This is a genomic window from Cellulosimicrobium sp. ES-005 (assembly GCF_040448685.1).
Taxonomy (GTDB): Bacteria; Actinomycetota; Actinomycetes; order Actinomycetales; family Cellulomonadaceae; genus Cellulosimicrobium; species Cellulosimicrobium cellulans_G.
The window spans coordinates 3,448,755-3,475,683 of sequence record NZ_CP159290.1; the positions used below are offsets into that span (position 1 = coordinate 3,448,755).

Here is a 26,929-nt window from a genome sequence, read left to right on the forward strand (position 1 = left end):
GACAGTACACGCAACCGTGTACCGTCGTGAGTATGGAGACGGTGACCCTCACCCACACCGCGGCCCTGGCCAGACTCGGGCACGCCCTGTCCGACGAGACGCGGGCACGGATCATGCTGACGCTGCGCGAGGCACCGGCCTACCCGGCCGACCTCGCCGACGCCCTCGGCGTCTCGCGCCAGGTCATGTCGAACCAGCTCGCCTGCCTGCGGGGCTGCGGGCTCGTCGAGGCGATCCCGGACGGTCGGCGCACCTGGTATCGCCTGGCCGACTCCCACCTCGCGCCGGCGCTGGACGACCTGCTCAAGCTCGTCGTCACCGTCGACCCGACCTGCTGCTCGCCCGAGGGGTGCACCTGCTCATGACGTCCCTCAGCATCGGGCCCAAGCCGCTGTCCGCCGCCCGGCGCGCCGTACTCGAACGGCGGGTGCGCTGGATCGTCGCCGCCACGATCACCTACAACGTCCTCGAGGCCGTCGTCGCCATTGCCGCCGGCCGGATCGCGTCCTCGGCCGCCCTCGTCGGGTTCGGTCTCGACTCCGTCGTCGAGGTGCTCTCCGCGGCCGCCGTCGCTTGGCAGTTCGCCGCGCCCGACCCGCACCGGCGCGAACGCACGGCCATGCGCCTGATCGCCCTCAGTTTCTTCGGCCTGGCCGTGTTCGTGTCCGTCGACGCCGTGCGCACGCTGTTCGGCGCGGCCGAGCCCGACCACTCCACCGTCGGGATCGTGCTCGCCGCCGTCAGCCTGGCGATCATGCCCTTCCTGTCGTGGTTCGAACGCCGCACCGGGCGCGAGCTCGGCTCTGCCTCAGCCGTCGCGGACTCCAAGCAGACGCTGCTGTGCACATACTTGTCCGCGGTGCTCCTGGCCGGGCTGCTGCTCAACTCCACCCTCGGCTGGACGTGGGCCGACCCGCTCGCCGCCCTGGTCATCGCCGCCGTCGCCGTCAAGGAAGGCCTTGAAGCCTGGCGCGGCGACGCCTGCTGCACGCCCGTAGGCGCGCTCCTGGGCCACGACGACGAGGACGCCGGCTGCACCGACGGCTGCTGCACACCCGGCACGGAGTAACCAGCACGCAGAACCCCGCGTTCGTCAGGCGTCGCAGAACCTCCTTCTGCGACGCCTGACAAACGGTCAGTTCTGCAGCTGTCGGCAGCGTTGTAGATCTCAGACAAGGCGCGCCCTTGGTGGCGGCGCGAGTCGGTCTACTGTCGAGCGGTCCTTTCGCCTCCCGCAGTTCGATGTCTACCTCGGTCGCATCCTCGCCGCCTGCGACGTCGCGATCGTCGCCGGCTCCCTCGCCTGGGGCATGGCCATTGCGGCGCCGGAGTGTGACCGCGCCAGCGTTGGCCGCGGAAGTTGCTGTGCGCCGTCACCTTCGCCACGGCTACGAGGACGGGGAGGGCGGGACTGCGACATCGAAGTTCGGCGGTCCGAACTATTTTTTACGGCTCACCTTGACCACTACATGTTGTGTGACTAGCGTGGCCAAGCCACTACATCTACCGAAGGGTGCACGGACGTGAGCGAGCTCGGAGCGCTGGTGTACTTTTCGAGCGTCAGTGAGAACACCCACCGTTTCGTGCAGCGTGTGGACCCGACTCGCCTCGGACTGGAGTGCCATCGCGTTCCGCTGCGTCCGCGTGAGGGGGTCTTGCGTGTGACCGAGCCCTTCGTGCTGGTCCTGCCGACCTACGGTGGCGGCAACGAGGGCGGTGCCGTCCCGCGCCAGGTCGTGAAGTTCCTCAACGACGCGCACAACCGGTCGTTGATCCGCGGCGTCATCGCCGCGGGCAACACCAACTTCGGCGAGGCGTACTGCATCGCCGGCGACATCATCTCCGCGAAGTGCCAGGTGCCCTACCTGTACGCCTTCGAGCTCCTGGGGACAGCCGAGGACGCTGAGCGTGTGCGCGACGGCCTGGCCCGCATGACCGCCGCCCACTGACCAGCCCACCACGAAAGGACATCCACCCGTGCCCGAACCAGCGCCAACGACGTCCGCGACCTACCACTGCGTCGACCGCATCCGCCCGATCAACTGGAACCGGATCGAGGACGAGAAGGACCTCGAGGTATGGAACCGCCTGACCGCGAACTTCTGGCTCCCGGAGAAGGTCCCGCTGTCGAACGACCTACCCACCTGGCGGACCATGAACGATGTGGAGCGCACCACCGTGATGCGCGTGTTCACCGGCCTGACCTTGCTCGACACCGTGCAGGCCAGCCTCGGCGAGGTGTGCCAGATCCAGGACTCCAAGACCGCCCACGAGGAAGCGATCTACACGAACATCGCCTTCATGCAGTCCGTGCACGCCCGCTCCTACTCCTCGGTGTTCTCCACCCTCACCAGCACCCAGGAGATCGACGCGGCCTACGAGTGGGCCGTAGGGCACGACGTCCTCCAACGCCGCGCGACGCTTGTCATGGAGCACTACGTCGGCAACGACCCGTTGCGCCGCAAGGCGTCCGCGGTCCTGCTGTCCTCGTTCCTCCTCTACGCCGGGTTCTACCTCCCGCTCTACCTGTCCTGCCGCGGAACCCTGACCAACACCGCGGACATGGTCCGCCTCATCCTGCGCGACAAGGCCGTGCACGGGTACTACAGCGGATACAAGTACCAGCGCGGCCTCGAGCAGGCTTCGCCGCGTCGTCGGCGCGACCTGCACGACTTCACCCACGACCTCCTGCGCGAGCTGTACGACCTCGAGCTTGCCTACACCGCAGACGTGTTCGACGACCTCGGCCTGACCGCCGACGCCCAGGGCTTCGTCCGCTACAACGCGAACAAGGCACTCATGAACCTCGGCTACGACAGCCTCTTCACCGCCGAGGACACGCGCGTCAGCCCCGAGGTCCTCGCCGCACTGTCTCCCGGCGCGGACGAGAACCACGACTTCTTCTCGGGCTCCGGTTCGTCCTACGTCATCGGCCGCGCCGTCGAGACCAACGACCACGACTGGGACTTCTAGACCCCACCCACCCCAGACAGGACCCCATGACCACCACGCACCGCACCACCGCCCTACTCACCCACCACCTCGGACTCCCCACACCCGACGAGCAGGAGGCAACCATCCGCGACGCCGGCATCAGCGTCGACGAGCACACCACCATCGCCCCGCTCACGGACGAGGACTGGGCCGACGCCGTCGCCTCGATCGCCGCGGGACTCGGCCCGGGCGACACCCTCGCTGTCGCACGGCTCGTCGCGCTCGGCGCAACCCCCCGCCTCCTGCTCGACGCGCTCGAGGAGGTGCTCGAACGTGGCGCGCACCTCGCGTGCGCCCACGAACGCATCGACACGCGTACCGCACCCGCCGCAGCACACGCCCTGACGGCCCTAGCCCATGCCATCGAGGAAGGCCGAGACGTCCGCACCCGGGCCTTCCTCGCCACACCCACACTTCACGGCGTCACCCCGCCCCACGCCCGCTTCGTCCCCCTTGATTCCTACGAACGCACCACCGCCTGATACCGCGCGAGAAGACCCAACCACCACGCGGCACGGCCGCCGTCAGAAGTCGGTCGGACGGATCTCCTTGGGTCCGTCCGACAAACAGTCGGTTGTGCGGCGCGCGGCCGGATCCTCTTCGCAAGAGTTCGAACCAGCGTTGGGGCCTGGGGCGGTGAGCCTGGGGGCGGTCGATGGGATGCTCTCGTTCCATCGGTCGTACTGGAACGAGAGGATCTGCACCATGGTGAGCTTCAAGTTCGACAGCAAGGGCCTGGCCGACCTGCAGAAGCATATGGAGCAGCAGCTGAAGAAGGCTGAGGTCGAGGCGAACAGGGCGGCTGCACGCGAGTCGACGCCTGAGGCCAAGGCCCGAGCCTTTGCACGGGTCCTGCGCAAGTACGGGGTCGAGAACGTCAACGAGGCCGAGCTCCGCAAGAAGTTCGGTCGCTGAACTCGCGCTCGCCCGCAGAGGTGTCGTTCGGCGTCCGTACCCTTGCGTCGTGCCCATCAGCGTGTCGGACCGTTCCCTGCGAGGAGGTCACGTGTTCGTCGACGAGAGTAAGAAGCAGGACTATCTGCTCGTCGCTGCGGTGATCATCCCCGGCGAGCTCGGGCTCGCGCGCAAGACGGTGCGTGGTCTGCAGAAGCCCGGCCAGCGCCGGTTGCACATGGTCAAGGAGTCTCCGGCGCGTCAGCACACGATCCTCTCGACGCTCGGGACGATCGGCGCCCAAGTCACGATCTACCAAGCCAGCGTCGGATACCGCACCAACATCGAGCGGCGCGGAGCGTGCCTTGAGCGCCTCGTCGAGGACATCGCCACAGCGGGCTGCGCCCGGCTGATGCTCGAGAGCGAGCAAGGAGAGGAAGAGCGCGACCGGCGGCTGCTGTACCGGGAGACGGGCCGGCGTGGGTGCCGTGACTCGTTGGCGTACGACCACGCGACCGCGGCCGCCGAGCCCTTGTTGGCGATCCCGGACGCGATCGCGTGGGCCTGGGCCCGTGGTGGTGACGCGCGTCGTCGCGCCGAGCCGCTGGTCGCCGACGTCGTCCGGCTCTAGAAAGCGCGAAACCCGAGCGCCACAACCGTCCGGAAGGGTCTCGGGTTCACTTCTCGCCGCTACTGCGGTGAGCTGTGACAATCTTAGGCACTCGGGTTGCGCGCGCGCAACGAACAGTCCGTTCCCGCGAGGTGATCTTGGGCGGGCTCCCTCGCCCTGACCATTAAGGCATCCCAAGGATGACTTGAAGAGCGACTTTTGCTTGACGGTCGTCAAAAGTCGCCGGTACGGTCGAGGCCGGCAGACGGTGACGAAGTGGTCATCGTCCTGGATGAGGGTGTGGGTCGATGGCGACTGGCAGGGGTGCCCGGTTCGACGGCGCGGCGTTGCGTGAGGATCTGCGCGCGTCATGGAAGGACGCGACGGCCGCGTTGGTGCTGACGCTCGCGATCTTCGCCCTGTTGTACTGGCGGGTGGCGGAGGGCACCTCGGCGACGATCGAGGTGATGCCGTTCCTCGCGGACGCGCCGCTGTACTGGATGTACTGGCTGTGCCAGGCGTTCGGGTGGTCGGGTCTGCTGTGGGCGTGGATCACGGTGATGCTCGGGCTCGTCCGCTCCTCGCGACGCCCGGCGTGGATGCCCGTTTCGACGGCGCGCCTGGAGCGGTGGCACCGCACGACGAGCCTGACGACGATCGGTCTGATGTTCGCGCACGCGTTCTGGTTCTTCGCGGAGCTGGTGCGGGAGAACGCGGACGGGCTCTCGACGCCGGCGTTGCTGTGGAGTGCGTTCGTGGACGTGTTCGTGCCGGGTGGGTACTCCTCGGGCACGGGGCAGATCGCGATCCTGGTCGGACTACTGGCGCTGTACCTGTCGATCCCGCTCGGGCTGGCTTTCTACGCGCGCCGGTGGATGGGTCCGCGGGTGTGGCAGGCGCTGCACGCCTCGATCATCGTGGTGTACGTGCTGAGCGTGTGGCACACCCTGCTGTACGGGACGAACGTCTGGTACGACGGCGCGTTCCGCACCACGATCTGGCTCCTGCAGCTCCCCGTCGCCGGGCTGCTGCTCGTCCGGCTCCTCGCCCCGGCCCGCACGCCCGGGCCGTCGGTGCTCGACACGGTCGGGCGCTGGATCGGACGCCTCGCGGTCTCGGCAACGATCGTCGTCGTCCTGCTCGTCACCGCGACGGGCCGTGACGGCGGGCGCACGCCCGGCGCGGACGGAGCCGGGCTCAACGTCACCCAGGTGATGGTCTGGACGGGGTTCGCCCTGTTCGTGGTTGCGGTCGCCGTCACGGTGGTGCGCGCCCACCGTCGCCCGCGCGCGACCCCCGAGCGTCAGCAGACTCCCGCGCCCGCGCTCGAGACGACCCGGTAGCGGCGCTCCGTGACCGTGGACCGCTGGTGTGAGATGGGCGACCGATCGTGACGTGCTGTCGATCCTGCCGACAGGCCGCGGCTAAGGTGGCGCGCGTGGACTCCCAGAAGCAGCAGGTAGCGCGCATGGTGCGCGCGGTCCTGCTGGCGTCCACCACGTTCTCCTTTGCCGCGGTCGCGCACGCCTGGGGTGGTGGACACCTGCCCTCGGGACTGGGCCTGCTCGTCCTGGGTGCACTGACCGCCGCGGCGTGCAGCGCTGCCGCGCGCTTTCGCGCGCGCGCCTGGTGGCTCGTCGCGTTCCTCGGGCTGCTGCAGCTCGTGCTGCACCACGGCTTCATGATCTTCACCCCGGCCACCGCGCACGGATTCGCCGCGACGGGCGCGGCCACCGGGTCTCACCACGGCGCGGTGGATCCCGCCCTGGTCGCCGGGGCCGTGGACGTCGCGCACGCGGGGCACGCGATGGGCCCGGGCATGCTCGCCGCGCACGCGGGTGCCGTCGTCGTGACGGCGCTGGTGATGGGTGCGGCCGAGCGCGCCGCGGGCCTGGCGTGGTCGGTGTGGACCTTCCTGCTCCCGGTCCTGCTGGGGCTGTTCCGGCCGGTCGCCCTGCCACGTCCGCGCTCGTCGTGGGCGTCCGCTCCTGAGCCGGCCGCGCTGTCGCGGCTGGTGGGCTCGGTCGCGCCCCGGCGCGGTCCCCCGGTGTCCTTCGCGACCTTCGCCTGAGCCCACCTGCCAGCCCGACGGGGCGTGGTGCGGGTGTGTAGGCGGGGTCGACTCTGCCCCCTTTCTCCCCGTGCACGCGTCCCGCGTGACGGGCACGTCGTCGTGCCCGTCCTCGCGCTCGTGCGTGCTGCCTCGAAGGACACCACCGCTGATGACTTCTGTGACCCCTCGCACGAGCGAGGAAGCTCCCACCCGACCGCCTACCGAGCCGGCGCCCGAGTCGACCGGCCCGGACCTGCCGCCGCCGGCCCGGCCCGGGCTGTGGGAGTCGGTGCGCCCGCTGCTGCACCGGCTGCACTTCTACGCCGGGATCCTGGTCGGCCCGTTCCTGCTGGTCGCGGCGACCACCGGCCTGCTGTACACCGCGACCCCGACGCTCGAGCCGATCGTGCACCGCCACGAGCTGTTCGTCGACGAGGTCGGGACCACGACCTACGCCCTGGACCAGCAGCTCGCCGCGGCCCGTGAGGCCCACCCCGAGGGCACCGTCACCCAGGTCCGTCCGCCGGCCACGGCGGACGGTACGACCCGGGTCGTGCTCGCCGTGGACGACGTGCCCGAGGGCTACACCCGCACCGTGTTCGTCGACCCGTACACCCTCGAGGTGCGCGGCGCGCTGGCGACGTACGGTGAGTGGCTACCGGTCCGGGCGTGGGTCGACGACCTGCACCGCAACCTGCACCTCGGCGAGGCCGGGCGCTGGTACTCCGAGCTCGCCGCCTCGTGGCTGTGGGTCGTCGCGCTCGGCGGGCTCGCGATGTGGATCGCCCGCGTCGCCCGCACCCGCAAGGCGCGCCGCCTGGTCGTGCCCGAGGTGCGCGCCAAGTCCGCACGCAAGCGGGTGCTGTCCTGGCACGGGACGGTGGGCACCGTGATCGTGCTCGGACTCCTGGGCCTGTCCGCGACCGGCCTGACGTGGTCCGCGAACGCCGGGGCGAACATCGGCGAGCTGCGTACCGCCCTGTCCTGGGGCACCCCGACCGTGGACACCACGCTGCCTGGCGCTACCCCGCCCGCCGCCGCTGCGGACGAGCACGCCCACCACCATGGCGGTGGGGCCGGGCCGGCGTCGGACGACGTCCTGACCGCGGGGGTCGGGATCAACGGGGTCCTCGCTGTCGCGCGTGCCGAAGGCCTGCGGGAGAACCCCCTGCAGGTCACACCCCCGGCGGAGGACGGGCAGGCGTGGGTTGTCAAGGAGAACAAGCGCTCCTGGCCCTCTCAGCAGGACGCGATCGCCGTCGACGGCGCCACGGGCGAGGTCGTGGACCGGATCGACTTCGACGACCAGCCCGCCGCGGCGAAGCTGACCCGCTGGGGCATCGACGCGCACATGGGCCTGCTGTTCGGCATCTGGAACCAGATCGCCCTGGCCGCCGTCGCGATCGGCCTCATCACGCTCATCATCCTCGGGTACCGGATGTGGTGGCAGCGCCGCCCGACCCGCTCCACCTCCCGGCGCCCCGGACCGCCGATCCCGCGCGGCGCGCTGCGCCGCGCACCGCTGTGGCTCGCGGTCACCGTCCTCGTGATCGCCGCCGCCGTCGGCTGGTTCATCCCGTACTTCGGCATCCCGCTCGCGGTGTTCCTGCTCGTCGACCTGCTGCTCGCCGCCCGCGCCCGCCGCGTCACGAAGGTCCCCGCATGAGCCCGCGCCGCGCCGGCACCTCACCCACGAACCCCCTGGAGAACACTATGACCCGCACCCGCACCCGCCTGCTTGCCAGCCTCGGCGCCCTGACCCTGACGGCCGCCCTGGCGGCCTGCTCGACGGGCACCGCCGACGCCGGAGACGACGCTGCAACCGCCCCCGCGGTGGCTGAGGCCGACGCGCTGGACATCACCGACCCGTGGGTCAAGGCCGCCGACGAGGGCATGACCGCCGCGTTCGGCACCCTGACCAACGACTCCGACGCCGACGTGCGCATCGTGTCCGCGACCAGCGAGGTGACGTCCTCGATGGAGCTGCACGAGATGGCCACCGGCGACGACGGCGCGATGGTCATGCGCCAGAAGGAGGGCGGCTTCGTCGTCGCGGCCGGCGCCTCGCACGAGCTCTCCCCCGGTGGGGACCACTTGATGTTCATGGACCTCACCACCCCGGTCCAGCCCGGCGACGAGGTCACCGTGACCCTGACCGCGGAGGACGGGTCGACGTTCGAGTTCACGGCGCCCGGCCGGTCGTACTCGGGCGCGAACGAGGAGTACGACGGCGGCGAGCACGGCGAGGGCGACATGGAGATGGACATGGAGACGGAGCACGCCGACTCATGACCGGCTCCGACAAGGCTGTTCCCGTACGGTGCGGCGCCTCGCGCCGCGCGTTCCTCCAGGGTGGTGCCGCCGCGCTCGGCGGCGCCGCCCTGGCGCTCGGCGGCCGCGCCGCGGTCGACGCCGCCGCCGCCGAGCCGCCCCCGCCGCCTGCCCCACCGGTGGACGCGACGGGCACCGCGACCGTCGCGTTCCGGGGCGCGCGGCAGCCCGGGGTGGACACCGTCCCGCAGGCGTTCGCCGCGCTCGTCGCGCTCGACCTCGTCGAGGGCGTGGACCGCGACGCTCTGGTGCGGCTCATGGGCATCTGGACCGACGACGTCGAACGCCTCATGGCCGGCCGTCCCGGCCTGGCGGACACCGAGCCCGAGCTCGCGACCATCCCCGCCCGGCTCACCGTGACGCTCGGGTATGGGCCCGGCGTCTTCACCGCCGCGGGTCTGGAGCACCGGCGCCCGACCTGGCTGCGTCCTCTGCCCGCGTTCGGGGTCGACCGGCTCGAGGACCGGTGGAACGACGGCGACCTCCTGCTGCAGGTGTGCGCCGACGACGACGTGACCGTCACCCACGCCGTGCGGCTCCTGGTCAAGGAGGCCCGCACGTTCGCCGCCGTGCGCTGGGTCCAGCGCGGGTTCCGCCGCGCCCCCGGCACCGAGAAGCCCGGCACGACGATGCGCAACCTCATGGGCCAGGTCGACGGCACCCGCAACCTCGACCCCGCCGTCGACCCGGACCTGGTCTGGCACGCCGACGGTTCTCGCGGCTGGCTCGCCGGCGGCACGTCCATGGTCGTGCGACGCATTGCGATCAATCTCGATACCTGGGACGAGCTGGACCGTTCCGGCCGTGAGGAGGTCGTGGGGCGGCGCCTGGACACCGGGGCACCGCTCACCGGTACCCGTGAGCACGACGAGCCCGATCTGGAGGCCAAGGGGCCGAACGGGTTCGAGGTCATCGGCTCGTTCGCCCACATCCGTCGTTCACGCACCGACGATCCCGAGCAGCGGTTCCTGCGGCGGGCCTACAACTACGACGCCGCTCCCGTACCGGGTGCCCTGTCTGACTCGGGGTTGCTGTTCGTCACGTTCCAGGCCGACGTCGACCGCCAGTTCGTCCCCATCCAGCAGCGCCTGGACGAGCTCGACCTGCTCAACCAGTGGACCACTCCTGTCGGGTCCGCGGTCTTCGCGATCCCCCCGGGCGCCCGCGACGGGGAGTACCTCGGACAAGGACTCTTCGATGCCTGACCCAGCACGGACCGACAACCCCCACGACGTCCCGCACATCGAGGGTTTCCACCTGCCCAGGCTCCGCCCGAGCGAGATCGCGCTCCTGGGCGCGATTCCGCTCGCGGTGCTCGTCGCGCTGCTCGGGCTCGCCTGGACCGGTGAGCTCGTACCCAAGCTCCTGGCGGACCCGGGCGACGTCGTGCGCTATGGGTTGCCCGTTGCCCGGGTCGTCCACGACGGTGCGGCCGCGTTGACGATCGGGCTGCTCGTCCTGGCCGTCGGCGTCCTGCCTGGGCAGGGCAAGGTTCCGGGCGCAGTGTCCTACTCGCAGTGGACCGCGACCCGGTGGGCCGCCCGGGCCGCCGCGGTGTGGCTCGCCGCCGCGATCGCCGTCGTCGTCTTCACCACGGGCAACTCGGTCGGGATGAGCCCCACCGACCCCGGCTTCTGGGACCAGGTGCACTACTTCGCGATCGGCATCGAGCTCGGGCAGTTCCTCGCCGTGTCCACGCTGCTCGTCGCCGGGTCGTTCCTGGCCTTGCTCGGCGCGCGGACCGTGAACCGTGCCGCGGTCGCACTCGCCTTCGCCCTGGCGGCGCTGCTCCCGGTCGCGCTGGGTGGGCACGCCGCAGGCGCGGACGAGCACCTCAACGCCGTCAACTCGCTGCTGGTCCACCTCGTCGTGGTCACCGTCTGGGTCGGAGGCCTTGCCGGGCTCGCGCTCCTGCGTCCCCGCGTCGGCACGGCCCTGCCCGCGGTCGTGGCGCGCTACTCGGCCGTCGCCGCATGGTGCTTCGCCGGCGCCGCGTTCTCCGGCGTCGTCAATGCCTCGCTGCGTCTGGAGAGCCCGGCCGACCTGCTCACCTCGACCTACGGGCTCCTGCTCACCGTCAAGGTCCTCGCGCTCGTCGTCCTCGGCCTCGCCGGGTGGGCCCAGCGCCGGCGCGTCGTCCCGCGCCTCGCCGCACCCGGTGGCGGGCGCGCGTTTGCCCGACTGGCCGTCGGTGAGGTCCTGGTCATGGCGGTCACGTTCGGCGCGTCCGTCGCCCTCTCGCGGTCCTCACCACCGGTCCCGCAAGAACCTGTGACCTACGACCCACGCCACGCGCTGCTCGGCTTCCCCTACCCCGAACCCGTCTCCGCACGGACCATGCTCACCGCGTTCCAACCCGACTGGCTCTTCCTCGCCGTCGCGACCACCCTCGCCGGCCTCTACCTGGCCGCCGTCACACGCCTCCGCCGCCGCGGCGACCGCTGGCCGGTCGGTCGCACCACCATGTGGCTGCTCGGGTGCGCAGCCCTGGCCTACGCCACCAGCGGTGGGCCCGGCGTCTACGGGTCGGTGCACTTCTCCACCCACATGGTCCAGCACATGGCCCTGATGATGTTCGTCCCGCTGCCCCTCGCGCTCGGCGCGCCCGTCACCCTCGCCCTGCGCGCCCTGCCCGCCCGCACCGACCACTCGCGCGGACCCCGCGAGTGGATCCTCCTCGTCGTGCACTCCTGGTACTCCCGGTTCCTCACCCGGCCCGCCGTCGCCGGGGTGATCTTCGCCGGCAGCCTCGTCGCGTTCTACTACACCGGCTGGTTCCAGTACGCCCTCTTCGAGCACCCCGGCCATCTGCTCATGCAGGTCCACTTCCTGCTCTCGGGCTACCTGTTCTTCTGGGTCATCCTCGGCATCGACCCCGGCCCCACCCGTGCCGCGTACCCCATCCGGCTCCTCATCCTGCTCATCACCATGGCCTTCCACGCCTTCTTCGGCGTCGCTGTCATGGCCGACCAGCAGATACTCGCCGCCGACTGGTGGGCAGCCATGGGATACACCGACACCAACGCCCTGCTCGACGACCAAGCCGTCGGCGGCTCCATCACCTGGGGCGCCGGCGAGATCCCCGTCCTGATCGCCGCCATCATCGTCGCGGTCCAGTGGGCCCGCGATGACGAACGCACCGCCCGACGCCGAGACCGCCAGGCCGACCGCGACGGCGACGCCGAACTCACCGCCTACAACAACCACCTCGCCGAACTCGCGAAGAGGAGCTCGTAGCCACACCGCGCGACGCAGAACCGCACGTTTGTCAGGCGTCGCACAACCAGGTTGTGCGACGCCTGACAAACGGTTGCGGTCTCAACCCACCAACGCATCACCTCGTTCACGGGGAACCCTAGCCAGCGGCCTCAGCGAGGCCACCCGATCACCTGTCAACGCGGCGGGTTGGGGTTCGCAACGGCGCTGACCCGGTCCTCGACGGCGGCAACCAGGCCCGCACCGGTCAACTTGAACCGCATCCAGCGCTTCTGACGGCATCCCCATGAATCGGGGCCGTCCCCGTGCACCATATCCAGCCCATGCACGCGTCATGTGTCAGTATTGCTTCCACCTCGCGATGGGCGTATAGTGCACCGAAGCCCACACGAGACGAAGGAGTCGAGTTGAGCACCGCCCACCCGGCGTTTCATGCAGCCATACCCACACCGTCGTCGCCAAGACCAAGCGGTCCACGCCGTGTTAGAAACACGCTGCTTGCGACACTCGTCGCTATTACGGTGTCCATCACGCTCGCACCGCTCGCACAGGCGCTGGCGGTCACCTACGCGAGCGCGGTCAGCACGAGCGAGCTATCCGTCCGGCAATCACCGCGCCTCGTATCGATCAGTGGTGGAACGGCCTTCACCGAGGCCTTCAGCGCCGATGGGGCAAGCGCCCGCGTGCACATCGAGACGTTCATCCCCGCTCCCGGCTATCAGACACTGCACTACACCTATGGAACCGCCGGCGAGGCGAACATGTCTCATCAACGGCGAACCAACGTCTACTCCAAGTGCTGGTGGGACTTTCCGTTCTCCAGCTCGAACATCGGGAATTTGGACCTTACTTGCAGAACGCGCTAGTCGCGGGCTAGATCGGAGTACGAATGCGACGCACGACAACAGGACTTCTCGGCGCAGTGGTAACGCTGGTCGGACTTGCCATTGCGGGACCTGCCCTCGCAGAGGATGAGCACGTGAGCCTTGAAGCACTGATACCTCAATTCGCGACACCACAAGGCCCCGCCGACATTGTTCCGGGCTCGGTGCCACTCGACGACCTCGGCGACATCGACAAGGCGTCGTCGCGGTTCCTGGGACGCGATACCGCGGCGGATTACTGGATCGCCCGGTCGGGGACGTCACGCCTGTGCTTTATCGCGCACATCCGAACAGAGGGGATGAGTGCGTCGTCCTGCGCAGACATCACGACGTTCCACAGGCACGGAATCGGACTAAGCGCCGGTAGCGGCACTCGCGATCTAGACACCTCTGCCGAAGCGTACCTCTTGCCCTCTGACATTACTCCGCCCAGGGTCGCGCACGAGAATCGCGAGAGAATTATGCGCGCGGAACAGTCGTCGTCGTCAGCAAATCTCGTCTCAGTCAACCCAGGCTCGCCGGGCTTGGAACCGTTTGACGTCTCGCGCGCCGACGGCTCAGTGTTCCAGTTCGCTCCCGCGCGGGAGGTTCGCGAATGAGGACGAAAGGAGTCCGTTTCAAGCTGAGGAGAGGATCCCGCGCTGGGCTATTTGCGACGATCCTGGCTGTGGCATGCCTAGTCGCCGTCCCGACCGCCCAGGCCGCGACGTACACCTACGCTAGCGCTCGGCCCACCACAGAGGGGGTGAACGTATACTCCGGCGTTCGTTCAAGCATCACCGGAGGCAGCGCCTTTGTGAACCTCGGCCTTGCAGTTGTGAGGCTCGAAAACTATTACCCAGCACCTGGATACATGCTTATTCATTCCGCAACGTCGACGCCAGGTGGAAGCATCAGTTTCCAGCATCAGCGCCAATACAACGCCTCAAGCTTGTGTCGCTGGACAGTGGGGGGTCACGGGGGCGATCCGGCAGAACTGACCTGCCGCATAACCTACTAGCGGGCGCGCCAGCATATCGAGCGTCGGTCACGATCTACCTAAGGTATTCTATGAAGTCATTTGTGTGGGGTGTAACGGGCAGCGCTCTTGGGATTCTGATTGTGGTGGTTGTGGGCGTGATGAGCGCACAAGCCGTCGGGCTGGAGGGCGGAGCCGTGCTCTCGCTCAACAACGAGGTTGTGGGTGTCACCAGCCCACGCTTGCCAATACTCCAGTTCGCCGCAATAGCCAGTTCTTGCGCGCTCATTGCGTACGCGCTTACGTTAGGGGTAGCGGGCAGGCCTCGCGAGCAACGTCATTTGTTCTTGAGCGGCTTCTGCATCGCAGTCGGTGCCCTGATCGCACTAGGAGTCTACTTTGCTGCGGCTCGCGACGAAGCTGCCGGTGGAATTTCGGTCGGTTTCGCAAGTGGCTGGCAAGGGTGGATCGAGGAAGGTGCCATGAACTCGGCCGTGCATCTCTTGCTCGTCCTTTCGCTCGGAACGCTGGCGCTTTCGCTGTACCAGACGTTGCGGGGTCAAGTGCGCAGGCATGAGCAAGAAGATCCAACTCGGATGAACAGTGCGCTGCCTGACGGTCAACGCCATCTCTAGGCCGGTCCCTTAGGGCTCAATGTGTGCCCAACTTACCGTTGACTCTGCCTGGCGCCGTGGCTGAGCGTCTTATGGCGCTTCCACGGGCTCTAATGTAGCCCATGAGATTGAGTGGAAAGAGCCGCAGAAGGCGGCGGCTGGAAGCCCGCCACCGCGGGGTCGCCGACGGACGCAGGCACGGCCTTGCACTAGTTGCGAAGAAACGACCCTTGACCCCCGATGGTCACGGGAAGGTTCTGAAAGATCAAAGCGCTGTCTAGGACGCCCGTTCAGCAAAAGGAACTCTAGCGTCGAACTCAGCGGGGATCGCGGGTGCGCAAGCGAACCTTGGCCCGCGGCCCTTGGGCGGGCTCGAGGACAGAGATCCGGGACGCGAGCCCGTCGATTGCTGGCGCGGGAGCTGGGATTCTCGCGGACTGCAGCGCGGTTCGGATTTCGCCTTCCGAGGGTCCGGCGTGCTGGTGGGCGATGGCGTTGAGCCGGTCTTCGACGGTGGCGGGCTGGCCCTCGTTGATCCAGCGATCGACATCATCCAGCGGCTTCGGCTTCTGACGTCTCCACATGGATCGAGGCAAGGCCTCGCCCGAGCGTGCTGCCAGAGCGCGTCCGACGGCGCGGTAGACGGTCGCGCGGGAGACCCCGAAGAGCTCGGCGATCTCGGCCGAGGTGTGGTTACCGGCGCGGTGGAGGTCAACGAGGTGTCGTTCCTGGGCCGGGGTGAGCTTGGGCTAGCGCCCCTTGAGCTTGCCCTTGGTCTTGGCGATCGCCATGCCTTCACGGGTGCGGGCGCAGATGAGGTCGGCCTCGAACTCGGCGACCATGGCGAGGACGTTCAGGAGGAGCCGGCCGACGGGGTCGTTCGGGTCGTGGACCGTGGCCCCGATCTGGAGCCGCACGCTGTGGGTGGTGAGCTCGTCGACGATGTCGCGTGCGTCGCGAATCGAGCGGACGAGGCGGTCGAGCTTGGTCACCACGAGCGTGTCCCCGGACCTGGTCGCGGCGAGGGCCTCGCGGAGCCCGGGGCGGTCGCGGTGGGTGCCGGTCGCGCCCTGGTCGACGTAGACGCGGCGCGGGTCGACGCCCATCGTCTCGAGCGCTTGGCGTTGGGCGGTGAGGTCTTGTTCAGCGGTCGAGCAGCGCGCGTACCCGATGAGCGTCGCAGTTATGACCCGAATGTACGAAAGAAAGCGACCCTCACCGGGCGCATTTGCGGGCGGGTCTAGCGAGACCGCTTGAACCGAGGTGTCGCCTCGGCGTGCCGCCGCGCGTGAGGTGTCTCGGTAGGGGATGGGGCACCGGGCAGCTCTGCGGCGCGGTTAGTGATCGATCGGCGAGTTGCTTTCCCGGCGCCTAGGGTCGGGTCATGCGTCCTTTGGACCAAGTTCTGTGGGTGCTGCCGATGTGCACTGGAGCGTTCTTGGCCATCGGCCAGATCGCCACGGCCGCAGATGAGGGCTGGACTCCCGTTCGCATCGCGTTGCTGTGCTTCGCCGTGGTCCTGTTCGTTGCGTCGGCAACGCTCGGCGTCGTGCGGAACGTCCGCTCGCAGGTAGGTCGACGACCACCGGACAGTGATGGCGCTTCACCTCGAGACTGACGCGTTTCGATGAGGGTCAGCTGGCCGTGGGCGGGTGGTGAGAGCTGGCTACGGCGCGTTCGGCGTCGCCTGTCGCGCTCCACGTCGACATCACGTTTAGCACGGCGCCGACGGCGACGAGCCAGACCCACCAGGCCGACTCACGAAGGGTCACCCATGTCGCGGCAACGCACGCGACGACGGCGACGCAGAGCGTGCCGATTCGGAGCGCCGTCTTGTGACGGGCCATCCAGCGCTGGTGTCTTGTCGGCTCAGTCATCGACTCTATCCGGCGTCATCGGTGGAGACGGGTGCGATGTCGCGCGGCGGCAGGCAGTCCGGTGATCGATCCAGGCACCGATCACCAAGCCTGCCACCAGACCGGCGTACCACCGCCAGGCGCCACCGTCGGTGAGCACGTCCACGACGAGACCGACGCCGCCGAGGAGAAGCCCCAGCCATGCAAGCCAGTGCGTCCGGGGCTGTTCCGGTGGGAGCACCCTTCGAGTGTGGCGGCATCACCCTCGCGACGCGAGCAGGGGTACGCGCCCGGGTGTCGCCGTCTCGGTCTGGCCGGGCTTGAGTCTGAGTCGTCGCGACGTCGTCCAGAACAGCTCGTCGGGCGACGCCCAGTCCAGCACGCGACGCGGTCGCTGGTTGAGCAGCTTCTGGATCCGGTCGAGGTCATCGCCGGTCGTCACGGCGAGATTGGTGCGGCGTGGGAGGTACTGGCGCAGGAGGCGGTTGGTGTTCTCGTTGGTGCCGCGCTGCCATGGGCTGCGGGGGTCGCAGAAGTAGACCGGGGCGTCGATGAGCGCGCTGAGGAAGGCGTGGTCGGCCATCTCGCGACCGCGGTCCCACGTCAGGGACTTGCACATGCCCGGTGGCACGTTGAACAGGGCGCGGGCGACGGCGATGCTGACGTCCTTGGCCTTGATCCCGTCGGGCAGCGGCACGATCTTCAGGTAGCGGGTGGTGCGCTCGACGAGCGTCGCGACCGCGCTCGGGCGCTTGCCCATCACGAGGTCGCCTTCCCAGTGGCCGGGCTCGATCCGGTCGGCCACGATGGCGGGGCGGTGATGGATCGAGACCATGTCGCGCAGGTGCCCGCGCCCGTGCGAGCGCTTCACCAGCCGGGGCCGGCGCATCGTGCGGCCGGACCGCAGTCGCCGGTACGTGCTCTTCGGTAGGTTCCGCGACGCCGGCAGGTACACGGCGCGGTAGATCGTCTCGTGCGAGATCCACATGCCCGGCTCGTCGGGATGTTCGCGGCGGAGCCACGCCGCGATCTGCTGCGGGGACCAGTCCAGCTCGAGTCGCGAGAGCACCGTCGCCCGGAGCCGCTGGTCGCTTGCGAGGCGTGGCGCCCGTGGGCGTCTGGCTTCGACGCGGGCGCGCTCGTCGGCTCGCGTCGCACGGTAGTCGGCGCGCCCGCCGTTGCGGGCGATTTCGCGCGAGACCGTCGACGCCGATCGACCCAGCCCTTCGGCGATCGCCCGGGCAGAGAAACCAGCGGCGATCCCGCGCGAGATTTCCTCCCGCTCACCTGGGCTCAGGTGCCGTGGGGACCGTCTCGGTAGCGAGGGCCGCACTCCGCCGTGGCGCAGCAGGTATCGGCGCACGTGGTGCTCCTGGAGGCCGGCCCGATCGGCGATCCGCCGGAGGGACTCGCCCTCGCGCCACGCCTTCCACACCACGTCCTGTACTGCCGCTGGCAGCGACGTCACCACACTCATCCCGACCTCCACGACCACGCATCATCCACCCGCGTGGTGCGTTGATCGGTTGAGACCGCCGTCGTTTCTATGGCAGGGGAGGAGTTGTCGCGATCCGCCAAGCACCCTGGACCATCCGGGGCCCACGCGTCGAACCGGGACGCCTCGCAGCGAGCGCTCGGTGAACGTGAACGGGAAGCAGCGGCGGTAGACCGCTGATCGGTCACCCGTGGACCGACGTCGCGCGCAAGGAACCGTCCTCGTCGGTGGATGACGCGGCGAGGAGCCGTGCGCCCCGATGAGTGATGTGGACGCGGAGCACCACGAGGCGTCGGCCGTGAGGCCCTCGGCAAGCGGTCGACGGTTCCCGACCGTGCTCAGCGGCGCGGCAGGACGATCGGTGCGCCGCCGCCGGGGTGGTCGACGACCTCGACGGGGTAGTCGTAGACGCCGCTCAGCAGCCCGGCCGTGAGGACGTCGCGCGGGCCGCCGTCGGCGACGACGCGGCCGCCCGCCAGGACGGTGACCTGGTCGGCGTACGCGGCGGCGAGCGAGAGGTCGTGCACGACGACGACCACGGCACCCCCGGCGGCGGCGTGCGCCCGGGCGAGCTGGAGCACCAGCTCCTGGTGCTTGAGGTCGAGCGCGGCGGTCGGCTCGTCGAGCATGAGGAGCGTGGTGCGCTGCGCGAGCACGCGGGACAGCGCGACGCGGGCCTTCTCCCCGCCGGACAGCGACGTGAAGTGCCGGTCGGCGAGGTGCTCGACGTCGGTCGCGGCCAGCGCCTCGGCGACCGCGGCGTCGTCCTCGTCCTCGAACGGGGTGCCGCGCCACGGCGAGCGGCCCATGCGCACGACGTCCACGGCCGTGAACGGGAAGCTCAGCGAGACCTGCTGGAGCATGACGGACCGGCGCAGGGCGAGCTCGGTCGGGGTCCACGCGGCGAGCGGGCGGCCGTCCACGGTGACGTCCCCGGCCTCGGGGCGAAGGTCGCCGGTGAGCACACCCAGCAGCGAGGACTTCCCGGCCCCGTTCGGGCCGAGCAGCGCGCGCACCTCGCCCGCGCGGACGTCGACGGACACGTCGCGCAGGATCGGCGCCTCGCCCAGGGTGAGGGACACGCCGTGCGCGGCGGTGACCACGTCGCCGGGCGCGGCCAGCCGGGGGAGGCGGGGCCGCCGTCGGGCACCGGTGACGGCGGTGCGCAGCGCGCCGAGGAACGACGATCCCTCGTGGCGGAGGTCGCTCATGCCCAGCCTCCCTGGCGCGAGCGCGTGCGGCGCAGCAGGTAGAAGAAGAACGGCCCGCCGACGAGCGACGTGATCATGCCGAGCGGCAGCTCGACGTTCGCGACGGCGCTGCGCGCGAGGAGGTCGGCGGCGAGCAGCACGACGGCGCCGCCCAGCACGGACGCGGGGATGAGCGTGCGGTGGCTCGGCCCGCACACCATGCGCACGAGGTGCGGCACGACGAGCCCGACGAACGCGATGATCCCCGTGAACGCGACCCCGGCGGAGACGAGCAGCGCGACGAGGACGATCACGAGCTGGCGCAGCCGCTCGACGTCGACCCCGAGGTGCTGCGCGGCGCGCTCGCCCAGCGCGAGCAGGTCCATCTTGCGCCGCACGAGCATCGCGCCGGTCACGCCGACGACGGCGATCGGCAGGACCACCGCGACGGACTGCCACGTCGCGCCGCCGAGCGAGCCGAGCTGCCAGAAGACGATCTGCTCGCGCGCGGCCGGGTCGGCCACGAACGTGAAGAACGCGAGCATCCCGCCCGCGAACGCGTTGACCGCGATGCCGGTGAGCACGAGCGTCACGACCTCGGTGCGGCCACCCGCGCGCGCGAGCGCGTAGACGACGAACGTCGTGACGAGCCCGCCGGCGAACGCCGCCGCGGCGACCCACGTGCCGGGCACGAGCGCGCCCGCGGTGACGATGACCGCGCACGCGCCCACGGCCGCGCCCGAGGAGACCCCGATGACGCCGGGCTCCGCGAGCGGGTTGCCGAACACGCCCTGCATGAGCGCGCCCGAGCACGCGAGCGCCGCGCCCACGACGATCGCCAGGACGACGCGCGGGAACCGCACGACCCACAGCGCGTTCTCGCCCTGCGGGTGCGACGGCATGGGCCCCCAGTCGAGCCCGACGTGGTGCGCGAGCGAGCCCAGCACCTCCGCGGGGGACACCGGCACCTGGCCGGTCATGCCGGACACGATCGTGAGCACCGCGAGCGCGACGCCCAGCCCGACCATGAGCCAGCGTGCGGCCCGACGGCGCTGCTGCCCGACGGCGGGACCCACCCGGGCGGATCGACCTCCCGGGCGCGGGGCGTCGTCGGGCGCGGGGGCGTCCTCCGTGGCGCCCGGCGGGCGCGTCACCGCGCTCACGACGCGGGGAGCTCGGGCGCGGGCACGCCGTAGAACGCCTCGACGAGCGACGCGATGGTGTACCCGGTGCGGGGGCCGAACGTGAGGAGGCGCGAGCCGTCCATGTCGACGACGCGCCGCGCCTCGCCCGCGCGCGTCTGCGCGAGGCCGGGGATCGCCATCATCGCGTCGAGCCCGCCCATGGACTCGAGCCCGTCGGTCATGACGAGGTAGGCGTCGGGCGCGGCGCTGATGATCGCCTCGCTCGTGACCGGCGCGTACTGCTGCGTGAGGCCGATCGCGGTCCCGGCGTCCTCGCCGCCGATCTCGCGGATCAGGTCGTCGGCGCCGGAGCCGGGCCCGAACAGCATCTTGATGTTCGCCCCGCGCAGGTAGAGGAACGCGACGCGCGGCGTCCCGGTGTCCTGCGGCACCGCGGCGAGGGCGGCGCAGATCTGCCGGTCCGTGCGCTCGACCAGCGCCTCGCCCTGCTCGGGCACGCCCAGCGCGGTCGCGACGGCGCGGATCCGGTCGTCGACGCCGTCGAGCGTGCGGGCCTCGTCGAAGTACACGACGGGGATGCCCGAGCTCTCGAGCTGGCCGCGCACGTCGTCGGTGAGGATCGTCGCGTCGGTGAGGATCACGGAGGGGTTCAGCCCGAGGATCGCCTCGACGTCGAGCGCGTGCCCCGCGCCCGTGACGACGGGGACGTCCGCGGCCTCGGGGAAGCCGGTCGGCAGGTCGCGGCCCACGACGTTCGCGCCCAGCCCCAGGCTGTAGACGATCTCGCCGAGCGTCCCGTACAGGTCGACGGGGATGATGCGGCTCACGTCGGTGATCTCGACCTGGCGCCCGTCGACCGACTCGACGGTCACCGGGAGCTGCGACACGGGCGCCTCGGCGACCGGGTGGATCGCGTCGTCGGCGAACGTCGCGCTCGTAGGCCCGGTGGGGAAGGACGCCGGGTCGACGTCGGTCCCGCCCCCCGCGGCGCGGGACGCGTCGAGCGTCGTGCAGACCGGCGCGCCCGTCGCCGCGTGGGCCGTCTCCGCGGGCGCCGCCTCGACGGGCGCGGCGTCCTGGCTCGCCTCCGCCGACGGCGTCGCGGGCGGCTCGTAGGGGAGCGGCGCGCACGCGGCGACGAGCCCCAGCACGACGCCGGCAGCCGCCCCGGCCAGGCTCGTCGCCGCGCGTCGGGACCTGCGCGTGCTCGAGGGCGCGCTCGCCGCCCGGGTCGACGAGTCGCTCGGTCGCTGCACGGCGCGGGCACGGTGACGCATGGGGAGATCTCCAGGGGGCAGGTGCGCTGGGGCGGCGCGACACGGCGTGGTCGTCGCCAGACCCGGGTAAGACGAGCCTAACCTGACTTCGAGGAAATCCCGACCGTCGTCCATGTCACCCCCGTCACCACGTGCCGGGCCTGGCACCATAGGCGGGGTGGGACAACACTCGGCGCGACGACGCGTCACCCGTTACACGCTCGGCCACGACTCCGCGCACGTCTCGAGGCGCGAGGACCAGCTGACGGTCGAGGAGCCCCTCGAGGTCCGCGTCGACGGTCGGGTGCTGACCGTCACCATGCGCACGCCGGGCCACGACCTCGAGCTCGCGCTCGGGCTGCTCGTGGCCGAGGGCGTGGTGCACCACCCGCACGACGTGCGCACGGCACGCCTGTGCGCGACGGCCGACAACACGGTCGAGGTGACGCTCGCCGAGGCGGCCCGGCCGCGCGCCGTCGGCCTCGCGCGGGCGCTGCCCACGACCAGCGCGTGCGGGCTGTGCGGCGCGGACAGCATCGACGCGGTGCGGACCCGCTCCGCCCACGCCCTGTCCGACGACGGGCCGGACCTCGACCCGGCCTGGCTCCTCGGCCTGCCGGACCGGATGCGAGCCGCCCAGGTCGTGTTCGCGCGGACCGGGTCGCTGCACGCGGCCGCGCTCGTGGACGTCGAGCGCGACGAGCTGCTCGTCGTGCGCGAGGACGTGGGGCGGCACAACGCGGTCGACAAGGTCGTCGGGTGGGCGGTCCAGCGGGGCCGCCTGCCGCTGCCCGGCACGGTGCTCGTCGTGTCCGGGCGCGCGGGGTTCGAGCTCGTGCAGAAGGCGTCGACGGCCGGGATCCCGGCGATGGTCGCCGTCTCCGCGCCCTCGACCCTCGCCGTCGACCTCGCGGTCGAGGCCGGGATCACGCTCGCAGGCTTCGCCCGAGGTGACTCGATGGTCGTCTACGCGGGCGAGCACCGGGTCCGCGCGGCGGCCCCGGGCGCGACCGCGGTCCCGCGCCCGACGGCGGTCCCGGCATGAGCGGGCCCGGGGACGAGCTCCGCGTCGGCCCGCCCCAGGACCACGCGGCCGGACCGGAGGCCGTGGTGCGCACGCTCCTCGCGTCGGTCCGGGAGATGGGCCCCGCCCGGGCGGCGCGGCTGCTCACGTCCGCGAACCAGAAGGACGGCTTCGACTGCATGAGCTGCGCCTGGCCGGACCCGGCGCACCGCAGCCACGCCGAGTTCTGCGAGAACGGTGCGAAGGCGATCACGTGGGAGGCGACGCCGCGCACCGTGCCGCGCGAGTTCTGGGTCGAGAACTCCCTCACCGACCTCGCCGGGCGCGACGAGTACTGGCTGGGGCAGCAGGGCCGGCTCACCGAGCCGGTGCACAAGCCGGCGGGCTCGGACCACTACGAGCCCGTGACCTGGGAGCGCGCGTTCGAGATCGTGGGGGACCGGCTGCGTGGGCTGGGGTCCCCCGACGAGGCCGCCTTCTACACGAGCGGGCGCGCATCGAACGAGGCGGCGTTCGTCTACCAGCTGTTCGTCCGGGCGTTCGGCACCAACAACCTGCCCGACTGCTCCAACATGTGCCACGAGTCCACCGGCACCGCGATGCTCGAGACCATCGGGATCGGCAAGTCCACGGTCTCCTACGACGACTTCGCCCGGGCCGACCTGGTCATCGTCATGGGGCAGAACCCGGGCACCAACCACCCGCGCATGCTCACCGCGCTCGAGGGGACCAAGCGCGCGGGCGGGTCCGTCGTGTCGGTGAACCCGCTGCCCGAGGCCGGGCTCGTGCGCTACCGCAACCCGCAGACCGTGCGCGGGCTCGTCGGCCGTGGCACGGACATCGCGGACCGGCTGTACCAGGTGCGCCCGGGCGGGGACATGGCGCTCCTGCAGGCGGTGTCCCGCCGCGTGCTCGACGCCGAGGACGCCGCCCCGGGGACGGTGCTGGACCACGCGTTCCTGCGCGCGCACACCCGCGGCCTCGACGCGTTCCGCGCGCACCTCGCGCACCTCGACGAGGACGCGGTGCTCGCCGCCACGGGCCTGACGCCGGCCGACGTCGACGACCTCGCGGCACGCTACCTCGCCGCGGACCGCGTGATCGTCACGTGGGCGATGGGCCTGACGCAGCAGCGCAAGGGCGTCGACACGATCAAGGAGATCGTCAACCTGCTCCTGCTCCGCGGCCACATCGGTCGGCCGGGCGCCGGGGCGTCGCCGATCCGCGGGCACTCCAACGTGCAGGGCGACCGGACCATGGGCATCTGGGAGAAGATGCCGGACTCCTTCCTCGACGCGCTGGGGCGCGAGTTCGCGTTCGAGCCGCCGCGCGCGCACGGCGCCGACGCCGTCGAGACGCTCCGGCGCATGCGTGACGGGCGCATCCGCGCGTTCGTCGCGCTCGGGGGGAACTTCGCCGGCGCCATCTCGGACACCGCGGCCGCCGAGGCGGCGCTGCGCGGCACCGACCTCACGGTGCAGATCTCCACCAAGCTCAACCGCTCGCACGTCGTCACCGGGCGCGAGGCGCTCATCCTGCCGACGCTGGGGCGCACCGAGGTCGACGTGCAGAAGAGCGGGGCGCAGATCGTCTCCGTGGAGGACTCGGTGTGCGCGGTGCACGCGTCGCGCGGCAAGGTCGACCCCGTCGCGCCGGGCCTGCGCAGCGAGGTGGCGATCGTCGTCGGCATGGCGGAGGCGACGCTGCGGGGTGGCCCGGGCGCCGACCCGGCGCCGGGGATCGACTGGGCGGCGATGCGGGACGACTACGACGTGGTGCGCGACCACGTCAGCCGCGTCGTGCCCGGGTTCGAGCGGTTCAACGTCGACGTGCGGCGCCCCGAGGGGTTCGTGCTCCCGCACGGCCCGCGCGACTCGCGCACGTTCACGACGCCGAGCGGGCGCGCCGAGATCACGGTCAACGAGCTCGAGCCCGTCGAGTGCCCGCCGGGTCGCCTGATCCTGCAGACGCTGCGCTCGCACGACCAGTTCAACACGACGATCTACGGGCTGTCCGACCGGTACCGGGGCGTGCGCGGGGGCCGCGACGTCGTGCTCGTGCACCCGGACGACCTCGCCGAGCTGGGGTTCGCCGACGGCGACCGGGTCGACGTCCACGCCGAGTGGCCCGGCGAGCCCGACCGCGTCCTCGCCGCCCAGCGCGTGGTCGCCTACCCGACGGCGCGGGGGTCGGCCGCCGCCTACTATCCGGAGGCGAACGTCCTCGTCCCGCTCGAGAGCACGGCCTACGGGAGCAACACGCCGGTCTCGAAGTCCGTCGTCGTCCGGTTGCACGCCGCGAGGTAGAGCCCCGGTCCGGCTGCCGGGGTCGCGGCGGGCTCAGCGGTGGGCGGCGCCCAGGTCGGCGAAGAGGTCGCTGTTGAGGCGGAAGGCGTGCTTGGCCTCGGCGACGGTCTCGTCGAGCTGCTCGGGCGTGAGGACGAGGCCGTCGAGGCGCTCGCGGTAGACGTCCTTGAACGGCTTGGACTTGGGGATCTCGACGAACGTGTAGAACGCGAGGCCGTCGCCCGAGAGGCCGTAGTGCCGCTCCAGCATGCGCTTGATGATCTGCCCGCCGGAGAGGTCGCCGAGGTAGCGGGTGTACGCGTGCGCGGCGTAGGCGGGCAGCGACGCGCCGACCGTGCGCAGGCGCGCGACGTAGCGCTCGGTCGCGGGGTGGAGGGTGATGCGCTCGGCCCAGTCGGCGCCGACGAGGAACGTGAGGTCCTTCTCGATCTCGGGGGTGCGCGTGAGCTCGTCGAAGACCAGCGTGGAGCCCTGGGCGTCGGCGCGGATCGCGGCGCTCGCGTCCTCGAGCGCGCCGTAGATCGCCCACTGCTGGGCCGCGAGGTCCGCGTACGCCGAGACGTCGAGCTGCCCGGACATGAGCCGCTCGACGAACCCGGAGCTCTCGGCCCGCTCGTGCTCGGGGCGCGTGCCCTCGCGCAGGCGCTGGGACAGCGGCACGGACTCGTCGGTGCGGTCGAGGTCCTGGGTGAGAGCAGTCACGGTGGCTCCTGCGGGTAGCGTCGGGTCGGGGCGCTCGTCCTGACGCGATGTCATGACGATGCGTCAGGAACTGTAACCCACCCAGGTGAGGCTTGCCTATCCTCGGTCCGGGATCTGGTCGACGTCCTCCGGGTCGGGGAGCCCCGCGAGGAACCGGAAACCCAGGAGTGCGACCAGCGTGCCGAGCCCGCCGCCGACGACGAGCGGCGTGGTCAGGTCCGCCCGGGCGAGGAGACCGCCGAGGAAGGACCCGAGCGGCATGGCGCCCCACAGGAGCGTGCGCCACGTGCCGTGCACGCGGCCGAGCAGGCGGCCGGGGATCATCGCCTGCCGTAGCGACATGACGAGCACGTTCCAGACCGTCACCGCGCCGAACCCCACCGCGAGCAGCACGGCCGCGACGGCGACGCCGCCGCCCGGCAGGTGTGGCACGACCCCGAGGAGGACGAGGGCCACGGGCGTCACGAGGTTCGCGACGGCGATGGTCCGCCCGGTCCCGAAGCGCTCCTTGGAGGGGTTCGCGAGCGCCGCCGCGACGAGCGACCCTCCGGCCCCGACGAGCAGGAACGTCCCGTACCAGGCCTCCGGGACGCCGAGCACGTCGAGGACGTAGAGCACGGTCGTCGCGGTCGCGGCCGAGAAGCAGAGCCCGACGACGACGGACAGGACCCACAGGGGTCGCAGCGTCGGGTGCGCCCACAGGTAGCGGAAGCCGTCCCCGAGCTGGCGGAACCAGGGCGGAGCGGGCTCTGCGCCCGCGTCGGCCGGGGCGCGGTGCTCGTCCGCCGCGACGGCGGGCAGGAACAGCGCGAGCGCGCCCGCGACGGCGTACGCGGCGGCGCCCGTGCCGAGAGGCACGACGACGGCGACCGCGAAGAGCGCCGACGTGAGCGGTGCCGAGAGGAAGTTCTGGACGGTGATCTCGCCCGCCTCGATGCGCGAGTTGGCGCGCGGCAGGTCGGCGGGCCGCACGATCGAGGGCAGCACGGCGCGGATCGCGCCGTCGTACACGGTCTCCAGCGCGCCGTAGAGGAACACGACGGCGTACAGCCACCAGATCGTCAGCGTGCCCGTCGCGGCGAGGGCGACGAGCCCGAGGGCGAGCAGTGTGCGGGCACCGTTCGCGAGCGCGAGCGCGTGCCGACGGTCGACGCGGTCGAGGAGGACCCCGGCGGGGATGGCGAAGAACAGCCACGGCAGGAGCGAGACGGCGGCGACGCCGGAGACGAGGAACGGGTCGTCGGTGAGGCGCGCGGCGAGCAGCGGCGACGCGACGCGCGCGATGCCATCACCGAGGCTGGAGCTGAGGTTCGCGGTGAAGACGTTGCGGAACGGCGCGCCGAGCCCGGCGCGCGCCCGGGCGGGGGCGTCGGGGAGCCTGCGGCGGCGGGTCGGCACCCC

24 protein-coding genes and 1 pseudogene are annotated in these 26,929 nt (G+C 71.0%); 18 read left to right on the forward strand and 7 right to left on the reverse strand.

Going from position 1 to position 26,929, the window contains the following annotated elements:
- The first annotated feature begins 32 nt into the window (after positions 1-32).
- From ABRQ22_RS15440 to ABRQ22_RS15515, 16 genes are all read left to right on the forward strand, one after another.
- Entirely contained in the window at positions 33-365 is a 333-nt protein-coding gene (locus ABRQ22_RS15440) for a metalloregulator ArsR/SmtB family transcription factor (RefSeq protein WP_353707364.1), read from the forward strand.
- Entirely contained in the window at positions 362-1,069 is a 708-nt protein-coding gene (locus tag ABRQ22_RS15445; RefSeq protein ID WP_353707365.1) for a cation transporter, read from the forward strand. The genes ABRQ22_RS15440 and ABRQ22_RS15445 overlap by 4 nt, the downstream gene beginning before the upstream one ends.
- 454 nt (positions 1,070-1,523) lie before the next feature.
- Positions 1,524-1,949, forward strand: coding sequence for a class Ib ribonucleoside-diphosphate reductase assembly flavoprotein NrdI (nrdI, locus tag ABRQ22_RS15450; protein ID WP_353707366.1), 426 nt, complete (start codon positions 1,524-1,526; stop codon positions 1,947-1,949).
- Positions 1,950-1,977: 28 nt separating this feature from the next.
- Positions 1,978-2,973 (forward strand): class 1b ribonucleoside-diphosphate reductase subunit beta, encoded by a 996-nt coding sequence (gene nrdF / locus ABRQ22_RS15455; RefSeq protein WP_353707367.1) that lies wholly within the window; start codon positions 1,978-1,980, stop codon positions 2,971-2,973.
- Positions 2,974-2,999: 26 nt separating this feature from the next.
- On the forward strand, positions 3,000-3,476 hold the full coding sequence (locus ABRQ22_RS15460; protein ID WP_353707368.1) for a hypothetical protein: 477 nt from the start codon (positions 3,000-3,002) through the stop codon (positions 3,474-3,476).
- Between the two features lie 223 nt (positions 3,477-3,699).
- Complete coding sequence (locus ABRQ22_RS15465; RefSeq protein WP_353707369.1) at positions 3,700-3,909, forward strand: hypothetical protein; 210 nt, start codon at positions 3,700-3,702, stop codon at positions 3,907-3,909.
- 91 nt (positions 3,910-4,000) lie between these two features.
- Positions 4,001-4,519, forward strand: a complete 519-nt coding sequence (locus tag ABRQ22_RS15470; RefSeq protein WP_353707370.1) for a hypothetical protein — start codon at positions 4,001-4,003, stop codon at positions 4,517-4,519.
- 287 nt (positions 4,520-4,806) lie between these two features.
- Positions 4,807-5,841: a hypothetical protein gene (locus ABRQ22_RS15475; protein ID WP_353707371.1), complete on the forward strand. Its 1,035-nt coding sequence runs from the start codon at positions 4,807-4,809 to the stop codon at positions 5,839-5,841.
- Between the two features lie 95 nt (positions 5,842-5,936).
- Positions 5,937-6,569 (forward strand): hypothetical protein, encoded by a 633-nt coding sequence (locus ABRQ22_RS15480; RefSeq protein ID WP_353707372.1) that lies wholly within the window; start codon positions 5,937-5,939, stop codon positions 6,567-6,569.
- 151 nt (positions 6,570-6,720) lie between these two features.
- A complete protein-coding gene (locus ABRQ22_RS15485; protein WP_353707373.1) occupies positions 6,721-8,217 on the forward strand; it encodes a PepSY domain-containing protein in 1,497 nt (498 codons plus the stop codon).
- Between the two features lie 47 nt (positions 8,218-8,264).
- The gene (locus tag ABRQ22_RS15490; RefSeq protein ID WP_353707374.1) at positions 8,265-8,843 is read left to right on the forward strand and encodes a copper chaperone PCu(A)C; all 579 of its coding nucleotides are present in this window, start codon (positions 8,265-8,267) and stop codon (positions 8,841-8,843) included.
- Complete coding sequence (locus ABRQ22_RS15495; protein ID WP_353707375.1) at positions 8,840-10,087, forward strand: Dyp-type peroxidase; 1,248 nt, start codon at positions 8,840-8,842, stop codon at positions 10,085-10,087. Before ABRQ22_RS15490 ends, ABRQ22_RS15495 begins: the two co-directional genes overlap by 4 nt.
- Entirely contained in the window at positions 10,080-12,119 is a 2,040-nt protein-coding gene (locus ABRQ22_RS15500) for a bifunctional copper resistance protein CopD/cytochrome c oxidase assembly protein (RefSeq protein WP_353707376.1), read from the forward strand. The genes ABRQ22_RS15495 and ABRQ22_RS15500 overlap by 8 nt, the downstream gene beginning before the upstream one ends.
- Positions 12,120-12,619: 500 nt before the next feature.
- Positions 12,620-12,964 (forward strand): hypothetical protein, encoded by a 345-nt coding sequence (locus ABRQ22_RS15505; RefSeq protein WP_353707377.1) that lies wholly within the window; start codon positions 12,620-12,622, stop codon positions 12,962-12,964.
- 113 nt (positions 12,965-13,077) lie between these two features.
- Positions 13,078-13,581: a hypothetical protein gene (locus ABRQ22_RS15510; RefSeq protein WP_353707378.1), complete on the forward strand. Its 504-nt coding sequence runs from the start codon at positions 13,078-13,080 to the stop codon at positions 13,579-13,581.
- 451 nt (positions 13,582-14,032) lie between these two features.
- Positions 14,033-14,575 (forward strand): hypothetical protein, encoded by a 543-nt coding sequence (locus tag ABRQ22_RS15515; RefSeq protein WP_353707379.1) that lies wholly within the window; start codon positions 14,033-14,035, stop codon positions 14,573-14,575.
- Between the two features lie 602 nt (positions 14,576-15,177).
- Here ABRQ22_RS15515 and ABRQ22_RS15520 read toward each other — a convergent pair.
- From ABRQ22_RS15520 to ABRQ22_RS15540, 5 genes and pseudogenes are all read right to left on the reverse strand, one after another.
- Positions 15,178-15,741: pseudogene (locus ABRQ22_RS15520) on the reverse strand (recombinase family protein); the annotation flags it as partial.
- 928 nt (positions 15,742-16,669) lie between these two features.
- Positions 16,670-17,905 carry an IS30 family transposase gene (locus ABRQ22_RS15525; protein WP_353707380.1) on the reverse strand — a complete coding sequence of 412 codons (1,236 nt, stop codon included), beginning with the start codon at positions 17,903-17,905 and terminating at the stop codon, positions 16,670-16,672.
- A 338-nt stretch (positions 17,906-18,243) separates the two neighbouring features.
- On the reverse strand, positions 18,244-19,116 hold the full coding sequence (locus ABRQ22_RS15530; RefSeq protein ID WP_353707381.1) for a heme ABC transporter ATP-binding protein: 873 nt from the start codon (positions 19,114-19,116) through the stop codon (positions 18,244-18,246).
- Positions 19,113-20,123, reverse strand: coding sequence for an iron ABC transporter permease (locus ABRQ22_RS15535; RefSeq protein ID WP_353709560.1), 1,011 nt, complete (start codon positions 20,121-20,123; stop codon positions 19,113-19,115). Before ABRQ22_RS15535 ends, ABRQ22_RS15530 begins: the two co-directional genes overlap by 4 nt.
- A 131-nt stretch (positions 20,124-20,254) precedes the next feature.
- Positions 20,255-21,496 carry an ABC transporter substrate-binding protein gene (locus ABRQ22_RS15540; protein WP_353707382.1) on the reverse strand — a complete coding sequence of 414 codons (1,242 nt, stop codon included), beginning with the start codon at positions 21,494-21,496 and terminating at the stop codon, positions 20,255-20,257.
- Positions 21,497-21,674: 178 nt separating this feature from the next.
- On the opposite strand from ABRQ22_RS15540, the gene fdhD reads away from it, so the two are divergent.
- Together fdhD and ABRQ22_RS15550 are read left to right on the forward strand one after the other, a co-directional pair.
- Complete coding sequence (gene fdhD, locus ABRQ22_RS15545; protein WP_353707383.1) at positions 21,675-22,541, forward strand: formate dehydrogenase accessory sulfurtransferase FdhD; 867 nt, start codon at positions 21,675-21,677, stop codon at positions 22,539-22,541.
- Positions 22,538-24,826, forward strand: a complete 2,289-nt coding sequence (locus tag ABRQ22_RS15550; RefSeq protein WP_253052300.1) for an FdhF/YdeP family oxidoreductase — start codon at positions 22,538-22,540, stop codon at positions 24,824-24,826. Before fdhD ends, ABRQ22_RS15550 begins: the two co-directional genes overlap by 4 nt.
- Positions 24,827-24,859: 33 nt before the next feature.
- Here the strand turns inward: ABRQ22_RS15550 and ABRQ22_RS15555 are convergent, their stop codons facing one another.
- On the reverse strand, positions 24,860-25,528 hold the full coding sequence (locus tag ABRQ22_RS15555) for a biliverdin-producing heme oxygenase (protein WP_253052302.1): 669 nt from the start codon (positions 25,526-25,528) through the stop codon (positions 24,860-24,862).
- 96 nt (positions 25,529-25,624) lie between these two features.
- Positions 25,625-26,926 (reverse strand): MFS transporter, encoded by a 1,302-nt coding sequence (locus ABRQ22_RS15560; protein WP_353707384.1) that lies wholly within the window; start codon positions 26,924-26,926, stop codon positions 25,625-25,627.
- Between the last annotated feature and the right edge of the window lie 3 nt (positions 26,927-26,929).

Excerpts from the sequence above, each read along its gene's own strand:
- ABRQ22_RS15440 (WP_353707364.1), top strand. The coding sequence starts at position 33 with ATGGAGACGGTGACCCTCACCCACACCGCGGCCCTGGCCAGACTCGGG.
- ABRQ22_RS15445 (WP_353707365.1), top strand. The coding sequence starts at position 362 with ATGACGTCCCTCAGCATCGGGCCCAAGCCGCTGTCCGCCGCCCGGCGC.
- ABRQ22_RS15460 (WP_353707368.1), top strand. The coding sequence starts at position 3,000 with ATGACCACCACGCACCGCACCACCGCCCTACTCACCCACCACCTCGGA.
- ABRQ22_RS15465 (WP_353707369.1), top strand. The coding sequence starts at position 3,700 with ATGGTGAGCTTCAAGTTCGACAGCAAGGGCCTGGCCGACCTGCAGAAG.
- ABRQ22_RS15475 (WP_353707371.1), top strand. The coding sequence starts at position 4,807 with ATGGCGACTGGCAGGGGTGCCCGGTTCGACGGCGCGGCGTTGCGTGAG.
- ABRQ22_RS15485 (WP_353707373.1), top strand. The coding sequence starts at position 6,721 with ATGACTTCTGTGACCCCTCGCACGAGCGAGGAAGCTCCCACCCGACCG.
- ABRQ22_RS15490 (WP_353707374.1), top strand. The coding sequence starts at position 8,265 with ATGACCCGCACCCGCACCCGCCTGCTTGCCAGCCTCGGCGCCCTGACC.
- ABRQ22_RS15495 (WP_353707375.1), top strand. The coding sequence starts at position 8,840 with ATGACCGGCTCCGACAAGGCTGTTCCCGTACGGTGCGGCGCCTCGCGC.
- ABRQ22_RS15500 (WP_353707376.1), top strand. The coding sequence starts at position 10,080 with ATGCCTGACCCAGCACGGACCGACAACCCCCACGACGTCCCGCACATC.
- ABRQ22_RS15515 (WP_353707379.1), top strand. The coding sequence starts at position 14,033 with ATGAAGTCATTTGTGTGGGGTGTAACGGGCAGCGCTCTTGGGATTCTG.
- ABRQ22_RS15530 (WP_353707381.1), bottom strand. The coding sequence starts at position 19,116 with ATGAGCGACCTCCGCCACGAGGGATCGTCGTTCCTCGGCGCGCTGCGC.
- ABRQ22_RS15535 (WP_353709560.1), bottom strand. The coding sequence starts at position 20,123 with ATGGTCGGGCTGGGCGTCGCGCTCGCGGTGCTCACGATCGTGTCCGGC.
- ABRQ22_RS15550 (WP_253052300.1), top strand. The coding sequence starts at position 22,538 with ATGAGCGGGCCCGGGGACGAGCTCCGCGTCGGCCCGCCCCAGGACCAC.